The sequence below is a fragment of the Burkholderiaceae bacterium DAT-1 genome (genome assembly GCA_019084025.1).
Lineage (GTDB): Bacteria > Pseudomonadota > Gammaproteobacteria > Burkholderiales > Chitinimonadaceae > DAT-1.
In genome coordinates this window covers 1-3583 of the sequence record JAHRBI010000012.1, presented here as the reverse complement: position 1 = coordinate 3583, position 3583 = coordinate 1, and the positions used below count along the sequence as shown (strand labels likewise).

At 58.0% G+C, this 3583-nt stretch carries 4 protein-coding genes; all 4 read left to right on the top strand.

The window, feature by feature from the left end:
* Positions 1-1460: nitrate reductase subunit beta (gene narH, locus KSF73_17230; GenBank protein ID MBV1777467.1), on the top strand; the 1460-nt coding region annotated here is incomplete at its 5' end.
* Entirely contained in the window at positions 1457-2101 is a 645-nt protein-coding gene (gene narJ / locus KSF73_17225) for a nitrate reductase molybdenum cofactor assembly chaperone (protein ID MBV1777466.1), read from the top strand. The genes narH and narJ, both read left to right, overlap by 4 nt.
* Before the next feature lie 10 nt (positions 2102-2111).
* Positions 2112-2795 (top strand): respiratory nitrate reductase subunit gamma, encoded by a 684-nt coding sequence (gene narI / locus KSF73_17220; GenBank protein ID MBV1777465.1) that lies wholly within the window; start codon positions 2112-2114, stop codon positions 2793-2795.
* Between the two features lie 96 nt (positions 2796-2891).
* Positions 2892-3578: a carbonic anhydrase gene (locus KSF73_17215; protein MBV1777464.1), complete on the top strand. Its 687-nt coding sequence runs from the start codon at positions 2892-2894 to the stop codon at positions 3576-3578.
* Positions 3579-3583 lie beyond the last annotated feature (5 nt).

Here is a 3583-nt window from a genome sequence, read left to right as displayed (position 1 = left end):
AATACGCCTGGTTCAACAATGTGGAAACCAAGCCGGGTATCGGCTACCCCAAGCAATGGGAAAATCAGGAAAAATGGCAAGGCGGCTGGGTTCGCAAGGACGATGGCAAGCTGGAGCCACGTCAGGGCGGCAAGCTGAAGATTCTGTCGAATATGTTCGCCAATCCGAATCTGCCGGCCATTGACGACTACTACGAGCCCTTCACCTACGACTACGAGCGCCTGCAGAACGCGCCGCTGTCGCAAACCCCGCCGACTGCTCGTCCGGTATCGGTGATTACCGGCAAGAAGATGGACAAGATCGAATGGGGCCCGAACTGGGAAGACGATCTGGGTGGCGAATTCTCGTCACGTGGTCGGGATTCGCTGTTTGAAGGCGTACAGAAGGAGATGTACTCGACCTTCGAAAACACCTTCATGATGTACCTGCCACGGCTGTGCGAACACTGCCTGAATCCGACCTGCGTGGCATCCTGCCCGTCCGGCTCGGTGTACAAGCGTGAAGACGATGGCATTGTGCTGGTCGATCAGGACAAATGCCGTGGCTGGCGCATGTGTATTTCCGGCTGCCCCTACAAGAAGATCTACTTCAACTGGCAGACCGGCAAGGCCGAAAAATGTACTTTCTGCTTCCCGCGTATCGAGGCGGGTCAGCCAACGGTCTGTTCGGAAACCTGTGTGGGCCGCATCCGCTATCTGGGTGTGATGCTGTACGACGCCGACCAGATTGAAGCCGCCGCCTCCACGGCGAACGAACAGGATCTCTACGAAGAACAGCTGAAATGCTTCCTCGATCCGCATTCGGAAGCCGTGATTGCCGAAGCGCGCAAGCAAGGCATTCCAGAATCCTGGCTGGATGCGGCCAAGAAGTCGCCCGTCTACAAGATGGCCTGTGAATGGAAGGTGGCTTTCCCGCTGCATCCGGAATACCGCACGCTGCCGATGGTGTGGTACATCCCGCCACTGTCGCCCATCCAGAGCGCCTCGCAATCGCGCCTGATGCCGCATAAATCGGTTGGCGACACCATTATCCCAGACGTGGCCAGCTTGCGGATTCCGGTGCGCTACCTCGCCAATCTGCTCACGGCAGGCAAGGAAAAACCGGTGCTGACGGCGCTGGAGCGGTTGATCGCCATGCGTGCCTTCAAGCGCGGCGAAACCGTGCACGGCAAGGGTGATCCGGCCCTGCTGAGCCATGTCGGGCTGGATGCCGCCACCATCGAAGACATGTACCAGATCATGGCCATCGCCAATTACGAAGATCGCTTCGTGATTCCGACCAGCCACAAGGAAATGGTGGAAGACAGCTTTAACGAAAAAGGCGCGTGCGGCTTCACCTTCGGTAATGGCTGCTCGGGCGGCACATCGGAAGGCTCGCTGTTTGGCAAAAAGCCGGAAGGCAGCAAGATCTTCGTGCACATGCCGAAATCGCGTAAACAGCCGGAGGACAGCCAGTCATGAGTCACTTCCGCGTGTTGTCTGCCCTAATGAGCTATCCCGATCAGGATCTGCTCGATGCCCTGCCCGCCATTGAAAGCTGGCAGCGCGAACACGGTGCCGAACTGGATCTGGCCCCTCTGTTTGCACACATGCATCAGCATGATCTGATCGGCTTGCAGGAATACTACGTCGCCACCTTCGACCGTACGCCTTCGCATTCACTGCATCTGTTCGAGCACGTGCACGGCGAAAGCCGTGACCGGGGATCGGCGATGGTGGATTTGATGGAGGAATACCGCAAGTTCGGCTTCGAGCCGGTTGAAACCGAACTGCCGGATTTCCTGCCGCTGTTTCTGGAATGTCTCGGCCACATCCCGCCAGAGGCCGCCCAGCCGCTGCTAGATGACGCCATTCATGTCATCCATGCCATTGGCGAGCGTCTGCAACGGTCTGGCAACCCTTACGGCTGCCTGTTTGCCAGCCTGCGGGCACTGGCGCGTGTCGAGCCCAAACCGCTGACTGAACCGCCGATCCGCGATATGGACGAGATGCTGGAAACCTTCGGTCCGGGCGCAGATGGCAGCGAACCGTTGCTGAAGCCGGCGGATAGCCAGACGGTGAAATTCTGGCCTAAACAATCCATGCAGCATGGTCGAGCTTAAGGAGTAAGAAATGGATTATCTGCACCAATTTCTGTTCGGGATTTATCCCTACATTGCGCTGGCCATCTTCCTGTTTGGCAGTCTGGTCCGCTTCGAGCGCGAGCAATACACCTGGAAAAGCGATAGCTCGCAGGTGCTGCATCGCGGCAATCTGCGACTGGGGAACAATCTGTTCCATATCGGGGTGATTGGCTTGTTCTTCGGGCATCTGGTGGGCTTGCTCACCCCGATCGCCATCTGGGATGCGCTGGGTGTCACCCATGGCTTCAAGCAGATGATTGCCATGACGGCGGGGGGCATTTTTGGTACCACCGGCATGATCGGCCTCTTGATCCTGCTGCATCGTCGCCTCACCAATGCGCGTCTGGCTGCCGTGACCAAGCCGATGGACAAAATCCTGCTGCTGTGGATTCTGGTGACGCTGGGTCTGGGTCTGAGCACCATTGTCGAATCCGCCGACCACCTCGATGGCCACATGATGACGCTGTTCATGGGGTGGGCGCAGCATATCCTCACCTTCCGGGGCGATGCGGCAACCTTGATCACCGGCGCTCCGCTGATCTTCAAACTGCATCTGTTTATGGGGCTGTCGCTGTTCGTCCTGTTCCCGTTTACCCGACTGGTGCATGTATGGAGTGGCTTTGGTTCGGTCACCTATCTGGTGCGCGCATGGCAGCTGGTTCGTCCACGGTGATCGCCGCACAATAACAAGGGATGACGGTATTCATCCAACCTGCCAACAGCACCTTGCCACGCGTCCGTTCTTCGGCGCGTGGCAGCAACACGTTACATGCAACAGGACAACATCGTGCCCAGTACCCATGATCTAGAACGCTTTATTTCTGGATTCCAGCGCTTTCAGCACCAGTATTTCGAAGACATGCCCGATCTCTATCGCGACCTGCGCGATGGACAGCATCCGGGCACGCTGCTGATTGGCTGCTGCGATTCACGGGTCGACCCGGCCATGCTGCTGGGGTGTGATCCCGGCGATATCTTTACGGTGCGCAACGTCGCCAATCTGGTCCCCCCCTGCGCCACGGGCGACCATCATCACGGTGTATCGGCGGCGATACAGTTTGCTGTCGAACAACTCGAAGTCGAGCGCATCATTGTACTGGGCCATGCCCAGTGCGGCGGCATTCGGGCGCTGATGGATGGCCGCTATTCCGGCCGGTCGGCAGACGATTTTATCGGGCGCTGGGTGAATATTTCGGCAGATGCGCGCGATCAAGTGATACAGCAAATGCCCGCTGCCAGCCCGCGAGAACGGCAGCGTGCCTGCGAACTCGCTTCGATTCTGGTCTCGCTCAATAATCTGCGTTCGTTTCCCTGGGTGAAGGATCGCGTTGATCAGGGCAAACTCACCTTGCATGGCTGGTATTTTGATCTTGATGCCGGTGCACTGCTGGGCTGGTCACCACGTGCTGACAGCTTCCTGCCGCTGGTGTGCCCGATTACCAGAGATCGCACATGAGTCTG